The sequence below is a fragment of the Gelidibacter salicanalis genome (assembly GCF_016469035.1).
Taxonomy (GTDB): domain Bacteria; phylum Bacteroidota; class Bacteroidia; order Flavobacteriales; family Flavobacteriaceae; genus Gelidibacter; species Gelidibacter salicanalis_A.
The window spans coordinates 1-250 of record NZ_JAEHJZ010000277.1; the positions used below are offsets into that span (position 1 = coordinate 1).

Consider the following 250-nt stretch of genomic DNA (forward strand, 5'->3'; position numbering starts at 1 on the left):
CTCCACGCGACTCCGTAATGCGGTTTTCAATCCATTGATCGATTTCAGATTCCACAAACGCCATTGCCCGGACACCCAGTTTTACCTGTGCCGGGAAACGGTTTTCGTCGATTAAGCGATAAATCCAAGAACGGCTAAGGCCGGTGCGTTTGATGACTTCTTCGAGGCGGATCAGCGTTGAGTGCGGCATGTAGAGACCTCCTGTAATTGGTCTACATGCCCAGCGTGATACAAAGTGAATTCGGTTTTC

The 250-nt window shown here is 50.0% G+C and carries 1 protein-coding gene; it reads right to left on the reverse strand.

Annotation, left to right across the window (positions count from 1 at the left end; translation table 11 throughout):
• Positions 1 to 190, reverse strand: a 190-nt coding sequence (locus tag JEM65_RS21520) for a helix-turn-helix transcriptional regulator (protein ID WP_199603801.1), incomplete at its 3' end; no start/stop codon positions are given.
• Positions 191 to 250: the final 60 nt, after the last annotated feature.